This is a genomic window from Streptomyces sp. SID5469, assembly GCF_009862865.1.
Classification (GTDB): Bacteria; Actinomycetota; Actinomycetes; order Streptomycetales; family Streptomycetaceae; genus Streptomyces; species Streptomyces avermitilis.
Window position 1 is genome coordinate 1,169,584 of record NZ_WWIN01000001.1, and the last position, 18,268, is coordinate 1,187,851.

Below are 18,268 nucleotides of genomic sequence, written 5' to 3' on the forward strand. Positions count from 1 at the left end.
GACCGGAGTTCCGGTCACCTCCCCTTTGTGCATGGGTGGACGGGGATCACGCTCCCATGGCGGCGGGCTCCTCCAGACGCACCACACTCCTCGGTTCAGCGATCATGCGGAGTCGGTTGGGGAAGACGTGAGTGGCCTTCGTCTTGGGCCGGACCTCGTCGCCCGGAAGGGCGTGTAGTCGCCAGTGGGAGGCGACGACCGCGACCGTAACGGCCGTCTCGAGAAGGGCGAAGTTGTCGCCGATGCATTTGTAGGTGCCGAGCGCGAAGGGCACCCACGCCCCCTTGGGAACTCCGCGGCTCGATCCCTTGGTTTCCCAGCGGCCGGGGTCGAGACGTTCGGGTTCGGGGTACCAACGTGGGTCGCGCTGGATGGCGTACGCGCTGTACATGACCTCCACATCGGCGGGCAGGTCGTGACCGCCGAGTCGTACGGGCCGCACCGTCCGGCGGGACCCCACCCAGCCGGGGTATTTGCGCAGTGCCTCTTTCACGAGGTTCTGTGTGTACGGCAGCCGCGGGAGGTCCTCGTGCGTGGGCAACCGCCCGCCCAGGACCGTGTCGAGCTCTGCGTGCAGCCGACTCTCGATCTCGGCGTTCTGTCCGAGCTCGTGGAAAATCCACGCCGTAATGGCAGCTGGGCCGCCGATCCCGGCCACCGCGATTCCCATGACCTCGTCATGGACCTCCTGGTCCGTCATGGAGGCACCTTCGGCGTCCGTCGCGCGCAGCATCGTCGAGAGCAGGTCACCGTGGTCGCGGCCATCGGCGCGATACGCCGTGATCGCCTCCCGGATCGTTGCGCTCGTACGGCCCACGGACCGCTTGCCCGCGGTGGGAAGAACCTCGTAAAGGGTGGGGGCGAGAGCACTCAGCCGGGCCACCTTCAGAATGTCGTGTCCGGTTTTCCGCAGCGCCGCCTCGGCCTTCGCGCCCAGGTCGGAGAAGAACAGCGTCTTCGTGATCATGGCAAGCGACAGGTCGCAGGCGGCCTGCTCAACGTCCACCACCTGCCCAGCGCTCCAGGAATCAGCGGTCTCCTGCGCGGCGGCCGCCATGGTGGCGACATAGCTCTCGAGGCGCTGGCGGTGGAACCCTGGCTGCATCCGCCTCCGCTGTCGCCGGTGCGTCTCCCCCGATACGGCTACGAGGATGGGGCCGATGAAGCGGCTCGCGCCCTGTGCGCCCTTGCTCCGGGTGAAATCGCCCGATCCGGAGGAGACCAGCATGGTCCGCACCAGGTCCGGGTGCGTGGCGAGGTAGGCGGTTTTCGGCCCGAGGCGGAGCTTGAGCAGGTCTCCGTGATCTGCTGCGGAGCGAAGGAACTCCAGGGGCTGCCGCATCAACGGCGGCACATGGCCGACGACCGGCCAGGCGCCGGGCGCCTCGGGAATGCTGCTCGTCGACTGGGACATCACGAGTGCTCCTTTGCGGGGTGAAGGGGGGTGGCTGGGAGGGGAACGACAGTGACGAGTGAAGGGGGAGGTGTGGGGGTTGGCGTCGGCCCGGGGGTGAGCGTGGACATGGGAGTGGGAGGGAGTGAAGTGAGCTCGGAGTGGTTTCTGGGCTTCATTGAGATTCGAATCCGACTTCCCTGTCGATGAGAGCGAACATCTCCTCGTCCGATGTCTCTGCGAGGTCGGGGGCGGTGTCGTCGCCGTTCAACTTCTGGGCGAGGGAATGCAGTCGGGAGGCCAGCCGCGTGCGCGCGCCGTCGTCCAGCGGGGCAGCGGAGGATGTGGTGGAGGAGAGCACTACCGCCTCCAGCCGCTCGAGCTCCGAGAGCAGCGAGGGCAGCCCCGGGGGTGTCGTTGCGGCGTCCGGCTCGGCCGCGGCGGTGAGTCCCTTGCTGACGAGTTGTGTGTGGAGGTGGTGGGTGAGGGTGGTGGGGTTGGGGTGGTCGAAGGCGAGGGTGGTGGGGAGGCGGAGTCCGGTGGTGTGGGAGAGCCGGTTGCGTAGTTCGACGGCGGTGAGGGAGTCGAAGCCGAGGTCGCGGAACGCGCGGTCGGGGGGGATGGTGTCGGGGGTGGTGTGGCCCAGGACGGTGGCGATGTGGGAGCGGACCAGGGCGAGGAGGGTGGTGTGCTGTTGTTCGTGTGTCTGGCCGGCCAGCCGGCCGTGCAGCTGGGCGCCGTTGTCCGCACCACCGGTAGTGGTGGTGCGGGTGGTGCGGCGGCGGGTGGCGGGCAGGAGGTCCTGCAGCAGGGGCGGCAGGGGCGGGGCGGGACGCAGGTCGGCGGGCAGCAGGACCGGCCGGTCCAGAGCCAGGGCCGCATCGAAGAGGGCCAGTGCGTCCGGGGTCGACATGGGATGCAGACCGGAACGGATGATGCGCCGGTGGTCGGTGCCGGCCAGATGCCCGGTCATCCCGCTGGCCTCTTCCCACAGCCCCCACGCCAGCGACACCCCCGGCAGACCCGCCGCCCGCCGCCGGTACGCCAGCGCGTCCAGAGCGGCATTGGCCGCGGCGTAGTTGCCCTGCCCGGCCGACCCCAGGATCCCCGCGGCCGAGGAGAACAGCACGAACGCCGACAGCTCCATACCCCGCGTCAGCTCATCCAGCAAAAGAGCGGCATCCACCTTGGCCGCGAACACCGTGCCCAGCCGCTCGGGCGTGAGAGAGGCGATCGTCGCATCGTCCAGCACACCAGCCGCATGCACGACACCCGTCAGCGGACACCCGGCAGGAACACCCTCCAGCAGCCGGACCACCTCCCGCCGCTCCCCCACATCACACGCAACAATCCGCACCTCCGCCCCCAACGCGGCCAGCTCCGCCCGCAAACCCTCCGCACCCGGAGCATCCGGACCACGCCGGCTCACCAACAACAGATCCCGCACCCCACACACACCAGCCAGATGCCGCGCCACCGCCGCACCCAGCACACCCGTCCCACCCGTCACCAACACCGACCCACCCGACAACCACGGCAACACCTCCCGACCCGATACATCAACCGGCGACTCAAGTCGTGTCAGGCGTGCGGCCAGCACCCGCTCACCACGCACCGCCAACTGCGGCTCACCACACGCCACCACCGCAGCCACACGCCCACCATCCAGACCAGACCCCATACCGGCCTCGTTGCCGGCATCGCGGTCAGCGCCGCTGTCGAGGTCGGTGTCCAGGTCGAGGAGGACAAACCGGTCCGGATGCTCAGCCTGCGCCGACCGCACCAGCCCCCACACCGCCGCACCCACCACATCCACCGGGCCATCCACCGGGCCGTCCTCCGGGCCGGCCACCACCGCACCCCGGGTCACCACCACCAGCCGCGAACCCGCAAACCGCTCCAGCCCCAGCCACCCCTGCACCACACCCAACACCCCACCAACAACCTCACCCACACCACCGCCACCACCGCCGCCATCGGCACCGGCATCCGGGCACCGCAACACCACCACCCCCGGCACACCATCCTCCTCAGCCGCCAGACCAACGAGGTCGTCGGCACCATCCAGCACCACCACCGATGCCCCGCCCGACACCAGTACATCTGAGGGCACCTCAACCCACTTCATGTCGAAGAGCTCAGCGCGCTGTACGGCGCGCTCGGCAGCTCGCAATTCGTCCGCCGCCAACGGGCGCACCGCCAACGCCTCGACGGACGCCACGGGCGTACCGGTGTCATCCGTGACCAGCACGGAAACTGCGGCGTGGCCGCTGTTCGGATCGGCCGGCGAGAGTCGCACGCGCAACGACGACGCATTGGCGGCGTGCAGCGTCACACCGGTGAAGGAGAACGGTACGGATCCCTGCGGCAGACTGCCCGACGGCGCAAAGGCCGCTGCGTGCAAGGCAGCATCCAGCAGTGCCGGGTGCAGGTTGTACGCGGATGCCTCGCCGTGCACCTGTTCTGGAAGGCGAACCTCGGCAAACACCTCGTCTCCCAGACGCCAGGCAGCAGTCAGCCCCCGGAATGCGGGGCCATAGACAAAGCCATTTGCCTCGTAGTCGCCATACAAGGCTGCCAATTCCTCATCAGCACAGCGAACTGCGCCCGCTGGCGGCCACATCGACAGATCATCGTGGCTACGGCCTGTCTCAATGCGCGAGGTCTTGGTTCCCAGAACGGCCGTGGCGTGATGACGCCAGGGAGCCGCTGCGGGGGCGTTCTCGCTTCGCGAGTAGATCGTCAGTGAACGAGTGTCGGTGTCGTCCGGTGGATTGATGTGCACCTGAACGTCGACGGCACCCTCACGGGGGATGACGAGAGGCGTGTGGAGGGCGAGTTCTTCGAGGTGGTCGGTCGTGGTTGCTTGGAGGGCGAGTTCGAGGAGGGCGGTTCCTGGCACAAGAGTGGTACCGACGACGGTGTGGTCGGTGAGCCAGGGGTGGGTGCGTAGGGAGAGGCGGCCGGTGAGTAGTTGTGTGTTGTTGTTGGCGAGGGTGAGTGTTGCGGTGAGGAGGGGGTGGTGGGTGGGGGTGAGGCCGGTGGTGGTGAGGTCGGTTGTCGTGGTGGGTGGTTGGAGCCAGTAGTGCTGGTGTTGGAAGGGGTAGGTGGGCAGGTCGAGGTGGTGGTTGTGGGGGTGGGGGTGGGTTTGGGTGTAGTGGTGGTGCCAGGTGGTGGGTGTCCGAATGCCGGTGGTGTGGGTGTGGGCGAGGGCGGTGAGGAAGCGGTGGGTGTCGTTGTCGCCGCGGCGGAGGCTGCCGGTCGCGGTGATGTTTTCGGTGGTGTTTTCGGTGGTGTCTTCGATGGCGGGGACGAGGGTGGGGTGGGGACTGATTTCGATGAAGGGGCGGTGTCCGTCGTCGGTCAGGGTCTGGATGGCGTGGCTGAAGCGGACGGGCTGGTGGAGGTTGCGGTACCAGTAGGCGGCGTCCAGGGTTGTGGTGTACCAGACCAGGTGCCCTACGACGGTGGAGAAGAACGGCATGGTGGACGGCTGGGGGGTGATGTCTCCCAGCAGGTGCAGGAGTTCGTCGTGGAGGGGTTGGACGTGGGGGCAGTGGGAGGCGTAGTCGACGGGGATGCGTTTGGCCCGTAGGCCGGTGTCGGCACAGTGGGTGAGGAGTTCTTCTACTGCGGTGGTGTCGCCGGAGACGGTGGTGGAGTGGGGGCCGTTGAGGGCTGCCACCCACAACTGCCCTTCCCACCGTTCGGAAATGAGCTGCTGCACGTCCTGGGCGGGCAGGGGCAGTGAGACCATGGCGCCCCGGCCTCGTACGGCGGCCAGTGCCTGGCTGCGCAGTGCAACGGTTTTGGCGGCGTCTTTCAGGCTGAGTGCGCCGCAGATGTGGGCGGCGGCGATTTCTCCCTGGGAGTGGCCGAGGACCGCGTCGGGTTCGATGCCGTAGGAGCGCCACAGGGCGGCGAGGGAGACCATGATGCTGAAGAGCACGGGCTGGACCACGTCGGCTTGTTGCCATGCGGGGTCGTCGGGGTCGCGGTGCAGGATGTCGGTCAGGGACCAGGGCACCCAGGGGGTGAGGGCTTTCTCGCATGCGTCGATGTGTTCGGCGAACACGGGTGAGGAGGTGAGCAGGGTCAGGCCCATCCCGGCCCACTGGCCGCCCTGTCCGGGGAAGACGAAGACGACGCCGCCGCGGTCACTGCCCCGGGTGTGGCCTGTGGTGATGTGGGGGTGGGGTTCGCCGGCTGCCAGGGCTGTCAGTGCCTGCGCCAGTTCCTCGCGGTCCGCGGCCAGGATGACGGCGCGGTGTTCCAGTACGGCCCGGCCGCGGGCCAGACCCGCACCGATGTCGGCAGGTGACATGTCCGGGCGGGCTGCCACGTACTGGCGCAACGCCTGTGCCTGCGCCCGCAACCCGGCCTCAGACCTCGCCGACACCGGCACCGGCACCGGCACCGGCTCAGACTCAGCCACCGGAAGGGCTGGATTCGGAGCACCCACCGACACCCCACCACCGGCAGCACCGCCCGCCGCCGCAGGCGCCTCCTCCAAAATCACATGGGCGTTGGTGCCGCTGACGCCGAATGATGACACGCCGGCGTGGCGTGGCCGGCCGGCCGGGTCGGCGGGCCAGGGCACCGGTTGTGTCAGGAGTTGTACTGCGCCTGTGGACCAGTCGACCTGGGGGGTGGGCTCGTCCACGTGGAGGGTCTGTGGCAGCAGCCCGTTGCGCAGGGCCATCACCATCTTGATGACTCCGCCCACGCCCGCGGCGGCCTGTGCGTGCCCGATGTTGGATTTGAGGGATCCCAGCCACAAGGGGCGGTGGTGGGGGCGGTGTTGTCCGTAGGCGGCCAGGAGTGCCTGGGCCTCGATCGGGTCCCCCAGAGTGGTCCCGGTGCCGTGGCCCTCCACTGCGTCGACATCGGCCGGGGTCAGTCCCGCATTGGCCAGGGCCTGACGGATGACACGCTGCTGGGAGGGCCCGTTGGGCGCGGTCAGACCGTTGCTCGCACCGTCCTGGTTGACCGCACTGCCACGCACCACGGCCAGGACACGGTGACCGTTGCGACGGGCGTCGGAGAGCCGCTCCACCAGCAGCATCCCCACACCCTCGGCCCAGCCGGTACCGTCAGCAGCCGCCGAATAGGCCTTGCACCGCCCGTCCGCGGCCAGACCCCGCTGACGTGAGAACTCCACAAACGTACCCGGAGACGACATCACCGTCACACCCCCGGCAAGCGCCATCGAACACTCACCCGCACGCAACGCCTGCGCCGCCCAATGCAACGCCACCAACGACGACGAACACGCCGTATCGACGGTCACGGCCGGACCCTCAAGGCCAAAGCTGTAGGCCACCCGGCCGGTCGCGACGCTGCCTGCGCTGCCGTTGGCGATGAGGCCTTCGAAACCCTCGGGGACATGGTGGAGACGCGCGGCGTAGTCGTGGTACATCACCCCGGCGAAGACACCCGTACGGGAGCCACGCATCGACAGCGGATCGATACCCGCCCGCTCGAACGCCTCCCACGACGTCTCCAGCAACAACCGCTGCTGCGGATCCATCGCCAACGCCTCACGCGGACTGATCCCGAAGAAGTCCGCATCGAACTCCCCCGCCTCATACAAAAACCCGCCATACCGCGCGTACGACGTCCCCGACCGGTCAGGGTCCGAATCAAACAACCCCTCCAGATCCCACCCCCGACCGGCCGGAAATTCACCAATCGCATCCCCACCCGACGCAACCAGCTCCCACAACTCCTCCGGCGAACACACCCCACCCGGAAAACGACACGCCATCCCCACAATCGCAATCGGCTCATCCGCGGCAACCTGATGAAGTGCGACCTGCGATGGCGTCTCGCCTTCCGCGTCGTCGCCCATCAGCTCACGACGTAGGTGACGCGCCAGGGTCGCTGCATTCGGCTGGTCGAAGACCAGACTGGTCGGCAGTCGCAGTCCCGTTGCCTCACCCAGGCGGTTACGGAGTTCCACCGCTGTCAAGGAGTCGAAGCCTAGGTCGCGGAACGCCGAGTCAACGGGGATCATCTCCGGCGCGTTGTGGCCGAGGACGGTGGCGATGTGGGAGCGGACCAGGGCGAGGAGGGTGGTGTGCTGTTGTTCGTGTGTCTGGCCGGCCAGCCGGGCATGCAGCTGGGCGCCGTTGTCCGCACCACCGGTAGTGGTGGTGCGGGTGGTGCGGCGGCGGGTGGCGGGCAGGAGGTCCTGCAGCAGGGGCGGCAGGGGCGGGGCGGGACGCAGGTCGGCGGGCAGCAGGACCGGCCGGTCCAGAGCCAGGGCCGCATCGAAGAGAGCCAGTGCGTCCGGGGTCGACATGGGATGCAGACCGGAACGGATGATGCGCCGGTGGTCGGTGCCGGCCAGGTGCCCGGTCATCCCGCTGGCCTCTTCCCACAGCCCCCACGCCAGCGACACCCCCGGCAGACCCGCCGCCCGCCGCCGGTACGCCAGCGCGTCCAGAGCGGCATTGGCCGCGGCGTAGTTGCCCTGCCCGGCCGACCCCAGGATCCCCGCGGCCGAGGAGAACAGCACGAACGCCGACAGCTCCATACCCCGCGTCAGCTCATCCAGCAAAAGAGCGGCATCCACCTTGGCCGCGAACACCGTGCCCAGCCGCTCGGGCGTGAGAGAGGCGATCGTCGCATCGTCCAGCACACCAGCCGCATGCACGACACCCGTCAGCGGACACCCGGCAGGAACACCCTCCAGCAGCCGGACCACCTCCCGCCGCTCCCCCACATCACACGCAACAATCCGCACCTCCGCCCCCAACGCGGCCAGCTCCGCCCGCAAACCCTCCGCACCCGGAGCATCCGGACCACGCCGGCTCACCAACAACAGATCCCGCACCCCACACACACCAGCCAGATGCCGCGCCACCGCCGCACCCAGCACACCCGTCCCACCCGTCACCAACACCGACCCACCCGACAACCACGGCAACACCTCCCGACCCGATACATCAACCGGCGACTCAAGTCGTGTCAGGCGTGCGGCCAGCACCCGCTCACCACGCACCGCCAACTGCGGCTCACCACACGCCACCACCGCAGCCACACGCCCACCATCCAGACCAGACCCCATACCGGCCTCGTTGCCGGCATCGGCGTCAGCGCCGCTGTCGAGGTCGGTGTCCAGGTCGAGGAGGACAAACCGGTCCGGATGCTCAGCCTGCGCCGACCGCACCAGCCCCCACACCGCCGCACCCACCACATCCACCGGGCCGTCCTCCGGGCCGGCCACCACCGCACCCCGGGTCACCACCACCAGCCGCGAACCCGCAAACCGCTCCAGCCCCAGCCACCCCTGCACCACACCCAACACCCCACCAACAACCTCACCCACACCACCGCCACCGCCGCCATCGGCACCGGCATCCGGGCACCGCAACACCACCACCCCCGGCACAGGCCCACCACCGCTCTCACCCACGTCCTCGTGCCACGCCCACGCCTGCCCACACACCGGCACAGGACCCACCTCAGCCCACTGCACCGCATACAGCGAACCCCGCCGCCCCGCCGAAACCGAGACAGCACGCAACTGACCCATATCCACAGGCCGCAACTCAAGACGATCGACCGACGCCACCGGCACCCCGGTGTCGTCGGTGATGCGCACGCACACGGCCGCCCCTGTCGCTCCAAGCGTCGACAGGCACGCGCGCACGGAGACTGCACCATGCGTACGGAACCGCAGACCGTTCCACACATGGGGCACGACGGGCGTCCCCGGACCCGCCACAGAAAGCAGGCCGGTGCCCTGAAGGGCAGCGTCGAGCAGGGCCGGGTGCAGACCGTACGCCGCCGCGTCTCCCGACACTTCTTCGGGAAGACGTGCCTCGACGAGGATGTCGTCGCCGTAGCGCCAGGCCGCGCGCAACCCTTGGAATGCCAGGCCATAAGCAAAGCCGGCGTCGGCCATTTGATCGTAAGCCGTGTTCAGGTCGACAGGCGTAGCTCCAACGGGAGGCCAGGGTCCCGCAAGCAGCTCGTACGAGGCAGTGTCATCGTCCTTGGCAGGGCTCAGCACACCCGCGGCATGACGCGTCCACGCACTGGCCGACGCATCGGCTCCACCACTGCCGCCCTCACCGCGTGAGTGGATGGTCATCATGCGGCGACCCGACTCGTCCGGCGCCGCAATGGCAACCTGAAGGGTCACGTCTCCGACCTCAGGAATGACCAACGGTGTGTGGAGCGTCAGCTCGTCCACGTGGTCGCAACCCACACTTTCTCCGGCATGAAGGGCCAGTTCCGCGAAGGCCGTACCCGGCAGCAGCACGACACCGCCTACCGCATGGCCGGCGAGCCAGGGATGCGTGCGCAACGAGAGGCGCCCCGTCAGTAGGCAGCCGTCCCCTTCGGCCAGTTCCAATGTGGCGCCGAGTAGGGGGTGTTCGGTGGGGTCGAGTCCGGCTGCTGACACGTTGCCGGCACCGGGCTGTGTGCTTTCGAGCCAGTAGTGGTGGTGTTGGAAGGGGTAGGTGGGGAGGTCGAGGTGGGTGTGGGTGTGGGGTTGGTTGTGGTGGTGGGTGTAGTGGTGGGGGTGCCAGGTGGTGGTGGTTTTGGCGAGGTTGGTGAGGAGGTGGGTTTGGGGGTGGTGGTGGGGGTGGGTGAGGGTGAGGGTGGTGGTGGGGGTGTTGGGGAGGTTGTGGTGGGTGAGGGTGGTGAGGGTGTTGTCGGGTCCGAGTTCGATGTAGGTGGTGACGCCGTGTTGGTGGAGGGTTTGGGTGGTGGTGGCTATGTCGACGGTGTTGCGGGCTTGTTGGGTCCAGTAGTGGGGGGTGAGGAGTTGGTCGGGTGGGGTGTTGGCGGTGATGAGGGGGGTGTGGGGTGGGTGGTAGGTGAGGGTTTGGGTGTGCTGGTGGAGTTGGTTGAGGATGGGGTTGGTGTGGGGGGAGTGGAAGGCGTGGTTGGTGGGGAGGGTTTTGGTTTTGATGCCTTGTTGTTGGCAGAGGGTGGTGATGTGTTGGACGGTGTGGGGGGTGCCGCTGATGACGAGGGAGGTGGGGGTGTTGATGGCGGCGATGGCGAGGTCGTTTTCGTGGGCGGTGATGTGGTGGGTGATGTGGTGGGGGGTGGTGTGGAGGGTGGTCATGGTGCCGGGGGGCATGGTTTGCATGAGGGTGGCGCGTTGGGTGATGAGGGTGGTGGCGTCGGTGAGGGTGAGGATGCCGGCGAGGTGGGCGGCGGTGATTTCGCCGAGGGAGTGTCCGGCGTAGTAGTGGGGGGTGATGTGGTAGCCGTCGGTGAGGAGGCGGTGGAGGGCGACCTGGAAGGCGAAGAGGGCGGGCTGGGCGTACGGGGTCTGCTGGAGCAGTGCGGCCGCTTCTTCGAGGGTGGTGGTGTCCTGGGTGTTGGGGTCCTGGGTGAGGAGGGGGAGGAGGGGGTGGTCGAGGTGGGGGTCGAGGTGGGTGCAGATGTCGTTGAGTGCGGCGGCGAAGACGGGGTGGGTGTGGTAGAGGCCGTGGGCCATGCCGGGGCGTTGGGTGCCCTGTCCGGAGCAGATGAATGCGGTCTTTCCTGCGGCCTCCCCGGTCCCGGTCCCGCCTGGGGCGCTGCTGTGGATGACGGCGGGGTGGGGTTCGCCTGCGGCGAGTGCCTGGAGTGCTTGCAGGAAGGTGTCGCGGTCGGCGGCGATGAGGGTGGCGCGGTGGTCGAACACGGCGCGGGCGTGGGCGAGGGTGTATCCGACGTCGGCGAGGTCGAGGCCGGGGTGGTCGGTGAGGTGGGCGTGCAGGGCCTGGGCCTGGGCGCGCAGGGCCGGCTGCGACTTGGCCGACACCAGCCACGGCCACACCCCTGGACTGCCGGCAGCAGCCTCCTCGCCACTACCGGCATCCTCGCCGGCGGGTGGTCCCCCCGGAACGTCGTCGGCGGGTGTGTCTGACGGGATGTTGTGGGCGGGTGCTTCTTCGAGGATGACGTGGGCGTTGGTGCCGCTGACGCCGAATGATGACACTCCTGCCCGCCGTAGCCGCCCCTCCCCGCCGGGCCAGGGCACCGTCTCCGTCAGCAGCTGCACCGCACCCGCGGACCAGTCCACATGCGGCGACGGCTCATCCACATGCAACGTCCGCGGCAGCAGACCATTCCGCAGCGCCATCACCATCTTGATCACCCCGGCGACGCCCGCGGCAGCCTGTGTGTGACCGACATTGGACTTGACCGAGCCCAGCCACAGCGGCCCCTCGCCGGCACGGTCCTGCCCGTAGGTCGCAAGGAGGGCCTGGGCCTCGATCGGGTCGCCCAAAGTGGTGCCGGTGCCGTGGGCCTCCACCGCATCGACATCACCGGCCGACAAGCCGGCGTTGGCGAGGGCCTGGCGGATGACACGCTGCTGGGAGGGCCCGTTGGGCGCGGTCAGCCCGTTGCTCGCACCGTCCTGGTTGACCGCACTGCCACGCACCACGGCCAGGACACGGTGACCGTTGCGACGGGCGTCGGAGAGCCGCTCCACCAGCAGCATCCCCACACCCTCACCCCAGCCGGTCCCGTCCGCCGCCGCCGAGAACGCCTTGCAATGCCCGTCCGCGGCCAGACCCCGCTGCCGCGAAAACTCCACGAAGGCACCCGGAGACGACATCACCGTCACACCCCCGGCAAGCGCCATCGAGCACTCACCCGCACGCAACGCCTGACAGGCCAGATGTAAAGCCACCAACGACGAGGAACAAGCCGTGTCCACCGACACCGCAGGACCCTCAAAACCAAACGTGTACGAGATACGACCGGAGGCCACACTCCCGGATGTGCCGGTCAGGACATAGCCCTCGGTGTCGGCTGCGGCGTTTTCGTGCAGCCTGGGTCCATAGGCCTGCGGAATGAGGCCCGCGAACACGCCTGTCTGGCTCCCGCGTACGGTCGTAGGGTCAATACCTGCCTGCTCCATGGCCTCCCATGAGGCCTCCAGCAGCAATCGCTGCTGCGGGTCCATCGCCAGTGCCTCACGCGGACTGATCCCGAAGAAGCCGGCGTCGAACTCCCCCGCGTCGTAGAGGAAACTCCCACAGCGGGTGTACGAGGTGCCCGGCCGACCCGGTTCCGGATCGAACAGTGCTTCCAGGTCCCACCCACGGTCCGTCGGAAACTCGCCGACCGTGTCCCTCCCCGATGCGAGCAGTTCCCACAGCTCCTCGGCTGAGGTGACGCCTCCGGGATAGCGGCACGCCATGCCAATGATCGCGACGGGCTCGTCCTGGTCTGCAGGCACAGCCGCAGCACGGGGAGCTGGGATGGAGGCAGTGCTGTCCGAGCCCAGAAGTTGTGTGTGGAGGTGGTGGGTGAGGGTGGTGGGGTTGGGGTGGTCGAAGGCGAGGGTGGTGGGGAGGCGGAGTCCGGTGGTGCGGGAGAGCCGGTTGCGTAGTTCGACGGCGGTGAGGGAGTCGAAGCCGAGGTCGCGGAACGCGCGGTCGGGGGGGATGGTGTCGGGGGTGGTGTGGCCGAGGACGGTGGCGATGTGGGAGCGGACCAGGGCGAGGAGGGTGGTGTGCTGTTGTTCGTGTGTCTGGCCGGCCAGCCGGGCATGCAGCTGGGCGCCGTTGTCCGCACCACCGGTAGTGGTGGTGCGGGTGGTGCGGCGGCGGGTGGCGGGCAGGAGGTCCTGCAGCAGGGGCGGCAGGGGCGGGGCGGGACGCAGGTCGGCGGGCAGCAGGACCGGCCGGTCCAGAGCCAGGGCCGCATCGAAGAGAGCCAGTGCGTCCGGGGTCGACATGGGATGCAGACCGGAACGGATGATGCGCCGGTGGTCGGTGCCGGCCAGGTGCCCGGTCATCCCGCTGGCCTCTTCCCACAGCCCCCACGCCAGCGACACCCCCGGCAGACCCGCCGCCCGCCGCCGGTACGCCAGCGCGTCCAGAGCGGCATTGGCCGCGGCGTAGTTGCCCTGCCCGGCCGACCCCAGGATCCCCGCGGCCGAGGAGAACAGCACGAACGCCGACAGCTCCATACCCCGCGTCAGCTCATCCAGCAAAAGAGCGGCATCCACCTTGGCCGCGAACACCGTGCCCAGCCGCTCGGGCGTGAGAGAGGCGATCGTCGCATCGTCCAGCACACCAGCCGCATGCACGACACCCGTCAGCGGACACCCGGCAGGAACACCCTCCAGCAGCCGGACCACCTCCCGCCGCTCCCCCACATCACACGCAACAATCCGCACCTCCGCCCCCAACGCGGCCAGCTCCGCCCGCAAACCCTCCGCACCCGGAGCATCCGGACCACGCCGGCTCACCAACAGCAGATCCCGCACCCCACACACACCAGCCAGATGCCGCGCCACCGCCGCACCCAGCACACCCGTCCCACCCGTCACCAACACCGACCCACCCGACAACCACGGCAACACCTCCCGACCAGCAACATCACCGGACCGCTGAGCAGGTACATCAACGGACGACTCAAGTCGCGTCAGGCGTGCGGCCAGCACCCGCTCACCACGCACCGCCAACTGCGGCTCACCACACGCCACCACCGCCGCCACATGCCCACCATCCACGCCCCAACCAGCACCAGCACCAGCACCAGCACCGGTGTCGAGGTCGGTGCCGGTGTCGGTGTCGGTGTCGAGGTCGAGGAGGACAAACCGGTCCGGATGCTCAGCCTGCGCCGACCGCACCAGCCCCCACACCGCCGCACCCACCACATCCACCGGGCCGTCTTCTTGGCCGGCCACCACCGCACCCCGGGTCACCACCACCAGCCGCGAACCCGCAAACCGCTCCAGCCCCAGCCACCCCTGCACCACACCCAACACCCCACCAACAACCTCACCCACACCACCGCCACCGCCGCCACCGGCACCGGCATCCGGGCACCGCAACACCACCACCCCCGGCACAGGCCCACCACCGCTCTCACCCACGTCCTCGTGCCACGCCCACGCCTGCCCACACACCGGCACAGGACCCACCTCAGCCCACTGCACCGCATACAGCGAACCCCGCCGCCCCGCCGAAACCGAGACAGCACGCAACTGACCCATATCCACAGGCCGCAACTCAAGACGATCGACCGACGCCACCGGCACACCCGCCTCATCCCCGACCACGACCGACACCGCCTCACGCCCGCCGCCCCGCCCTACAGCCCACACACGCACCCGCACACCGGTCACACCCGCCCGGTGAAGCGACACACCACCCCACACAGCCGGCACCCGAACACCCTCCCCGAACCCCGCCCCCTCCCCAAACCCCGTCCCACCCGGAAGCAACACCGACAACGGCTGGACCACACCATCCAGCAACGCCGGATGCAGCCCAAAACCAGCCGCATCACCCCACGCCTCCTCCGGCAGACACACCTCAGCCAGCAAATCCCCCCCATCACGCCACACCGCACGCAGCCCCGAAAACACCGGCCCCAAAACACAACCAGCCCCAGCCAAACGGTCACGGACACCATCGACATCCACCGCCACCGCACCCCGCGGCGGCCACACCCCCGCCAGACCATCCACCACCACACCACCACCAGCAGCAGCCTCAACCAGCACCCCCGAGGCATGACACGTCCACACCCCACCCGACGCACCACCCCCACCACAAGCACTCCCACCCCGCGCATACACACTCACCAAACGCCGCCCCTCCCCATCCGCAGCCGCAACCCCAACCTGCACACTCACACCCCCACCCACAGGAACCACCAGCGGCGCATGCACAGTGAGTTGCTCGATTCGGGTGCAGCCCACGCGTTCGCCAACCTGGACCGCCAGCTCCACGAACGCCGACCCCGACAGCAGGACCGCACCCCCCACCTCGTAATCGCCCAGCCACGGATGCGAGCGCAAGGACAGGCGACCCGTCAGTAGGCAGCCGTCCGTGTCTGCGAGTTGGACTGTTGCCGCGAGCAGAGGGTGTTCGGCCGGCTCCAAGCCAGCAGCGGCGACGTCACCTGCTCCCGTGGGAGCGTCGAGCCAGTAGTGCTGGCGTTGGAAGGGATAAGTGGGGAGGTCGAGGTGGTGGTTGTGGGGGTGGGTGTGGTGGTGGGTGTAGTGGTGGTGCCAGGTGGTGGGTGTGCCGATGCCGGTGGTGTGGGTGTGGGCGAGGGCGGTGAGGAAGCGGCGGGTGTCGTTGTCGCCGCGGCGGAGGCTGCCGATCGCGGTGACGTCTTCGGCGGTGTCTTCGGTGGTGTCTTCGATGGCGGGGACGAGGGTGGGGTGGGGGCTGACTTCGACGAAGACGCGGTGTCCGTCATCCGCCAGGGCCTGGACGGCATCGCTGAAACGGACAGGCTGGTGCAGGTTGCGGTACCAGTAGGCGGCGTCCAGGGTTGTGGTGTCCAGCCAGGTGCCCTCCACCGTGGAGAAGAACGGCACGCCGGACGGCTGCGGGCTGATGTCCCCCAGCAGCTCCAGCAACTCCTCCCGCAGGGGCTGCACATGGGGGCAGTGCGAGGCATAGTCGACCGGGATCCGCCGGGCCCGCACCCCGGTGCCGGCACAGTACGCCAGCACCTCGTCCACCGCCTCGGCATCCCCCGAGACGGCGGTGGAGCGGGGGCCGTTGACCGCCGCCACCCACAACCGCCCCGCCCACCGCTCACCAATGAGCTGCTCCACCTCCTGGGCAGGCAGCGGCACTGAGGCCATGCCGCCCCGGCCCCGCACAGCGGCCAGCGCCCGGCTGCGCAGCGCAACAGTCTTCGCCGCGTCCTTCAGGCTCAGCGCCCCACACACATGCGCGGCCGCGATCTCGCCCTGGGAATGGCCAAGGACCGCGTCGGGTTCGATACCGTAGGAACGCCACAGAGCAGCCAAAGACACCATGACGCTGAACAGCACAGGCTGGACCACATCGGCCCGCTCCCACACCGCATCCCCCGCGTCCCGGCGCAGGATGTCCACCACAGACCAGTCCACCCACGGCGCCAGAGCCTCCTCGCACGCCTGCATCCGCCGGGCGAACACCGGAGAGGAGGCGAGCAGACGCACACCCATCCCGGCCCACTGCCCACCCTGTCCGGGAAACACGAAGACGACACCGCCCCGGTCACCACCCGGCGCATGACCCGTGGTCACCCGCCGATCCGGCTCACCCGCCGCCAGCGCCCCCAACCCTTGCACCAGCTCCTCACGGTCCGCGGCCAGGACGACCGCACGATGCTCCAGCACAGCCCGCCCACAGGCCAGACCCGCACCCACATCGGCAAGCGAAACGTCCGGCCGGACTGCCACGTACTGACGCAACGCCTCCGCCTGCGCCCGCAACCCAGCCTCAGACCTAGCCGACACCGGCACAGGAACCGGCACCGGCACCGGCACCGGCACCGACTCAGCCACCGGCGCAGACACAGCCACTGGAGCGGCCACCGACTCAGCCACCGAAATGGCAAGACCCGGAGCACCCTCCAACACCCCACCCCCGGCAACACAGCCCCCCGCCGCCGGCGCCTCCTCCAAAATCACATGCGCATTCGTGCCACTGACCCCGAACGACGACACTCCCGCCCGCCGCAACCGCCCTGCCGCGTCCCCCGGCCACGGCACCGCCTCCGTCAGCAGCCGCACCGCCCCCGCGGACCAGTCCACCTGCGGCGACGGCTCATCCACATGCAACGTCCGCGGCAACACCCCCTCCCGCAACGCCATCACCATCTTGATGACCCCACCCACACCCGCGGCAGCCTGCGCATGGCCGATGTTCGACTTCACCGATCCCAGCCACAGCGGCCTGTTACCGGCCCGCTGCCCGTACGTGGCGAGCAACGCCTGCGCCTCGATCGGATCACCCAGCGTCGTGCCCGTCCCATGCCCCTCCACCACATCCACATCCGCCACGGACAACCCCGCGTTCGCCAACGCCTGCCGGATCACCCGCTCCTGAGCCGGACCATTCGGCGCCGTCAACCCATTCGACGCACCGTCCTGATTGACCGCACTGCCGCGCAGCACCGCCAGCACCCGATGCCCCAGCCGCACCGCATCCGACAACCGCTCCACCAACAGCATCCCGACGCCCTCGCCCATGCCGGTGCCGTCGGCTCCACCCGCGAAGGACTTGCAGCGGCCGTCCACCGACAGTCCGCGCTGGCGTGAGAACTCGACGAAGAGGTGCGGGGTCGACATCACCGTCACACCGCCGGCCAGCGCGAGCGTGCACTCACCCGACCGCAGCGACTGGCACGCCAGATGCAGCGCCACCAACGACGACGAACATGCCGTGTCCACCGAGACGGCAGGGCCCTCGAGACCGAGCGTGTAGGCGACGCGGCCCGACGCGACGGCGCCGCCGCTACCGTTGCCGATGTAGCCCTCGAATCCCTCGGGGATGGTACCCAGGCGGGATCCGTAGTCGTGGTACATCACCCCGGCGAAGACACCCGTACGGGAGCCACGCATCGACAGCGGATCGATACCCGCCCGCTCGAACGCCTCCCACGACGTCTCCAGCAACAACCGCTGCTGCGGATCCATCGCCAACGCCTCACGCGGACTGATCCCGAAGAAGTCCGCATCGAACTCCCCCGCCTCATACAAAAACCCGCCATACCGCGCGTACGACGTCCCCGACCGGTCAGGGTCCGAATCAAACAACCCCTCCAGATCCCACCCCCGACCGGCCGGAAATTCACCAATCGCATCCCCACCCGACGCAACCAGCTCCCACAACTCCTCCGGCGAACACACCCCACCCGGAAAACGACACGCCATCCCCACAATCGCAATCGGCTCGCTGGACGCCTCCATGGCGGCTGCCAGTTGCTCATTACGTGCCCGCAGGGTCTGGTTCGCCTTCAGAGACGCCCTAAGCGCGTCGACGAGCTTTTCGCTGGACGTGTCCATCACTGTCTCCCAAATTCAAGAAGTCTCAGAAAGGCCCGTATGGCCGTAAGGGGGAAAGCACTGATCGATGCCGGAGCCGACCGGATACCACCGACTGGCCG

Annotated in this window: 2 protein-coding genes; both read right to left on the minus strand. The window is 68.8% G+C overall.

The features are described 5' to 3' along the window. Positions 1-46: 46 nt before the first annotated feature. Positions 47-1,414, minus strand: coding sequence for a cytochrome P450 (locus GTY58_RS05045; protein ID WP_037653120.1), 1,368 nt, complete (start codon positions 1,412-1,414; stop codon positions 47-49). A gap of 154 nt (positions 1,415-1,568) precedes the next feature. After that, the gene (locus GTY58_RS39485; RefSeq protein ID WP_010982380.1) at positions 1,569-18,167 is read right to left on the minus strand and encodes a type I polyketide synthase; all 16,599 of its coding nucleotides are present in this window, start codon (positions 18,165-18,167) and stop codon (positions 1,569-1,571) included. Positions 18,168-18,268 lie beyond the last annotated feature (101 nt).